At 53.8% G+C, this 331-nt stretch carries 1 pseudogene; it reads right to left on the minus strand.

The features are described 5' to 3' along the window. Nucleotides 1–28: 28 nt before the first annotated feature. Nucleotides 29–331 (minus strand): annotated as a pseudogene (locus E5329_RS29505) (recombinase family protein); the annotation flags it as partial.

Genomic DNA, 331 nt, shown 5'->3' on the forward strand with positions numbered 1-331 from the left:
GCATTCTGACGCAGGCTGGCGCGGCTCTCTATCTTTTGGACTTTTCTTGTAAATGTCGGCATTCTTTCTCATCCCCTTTCCTTTTTTGCCTGATAACCTCCAGCTGACGTTCCCGCGCTTTCTGTCTCATTTCCGGCGTCCAGCTTTCCCGGCGAGATGGATGCCGCCAGTGGACGCTTTCCATATGGCCGTCGTGGAAAACGTAGACCAGACAGTTGTGCTCCGGCACTAATATCTCCTCAATATCCCGGGTCAGTTCCTCCCGTCCCCAGCCGTCATACCCCAAAACCTCGGAAGTCTTAGCGATGAGTATGTCTTCCGGAATCCGCTG

Origin of the sequence: Petralouisia muris, assembly GCF_004793545.1 — a bacterium.
Classification (GTDB): Bacteria; Bacillota; Clostridia; order Lachnospirales; family Lachnospiraceae; genus Petralouisia; species Petralouisia muris.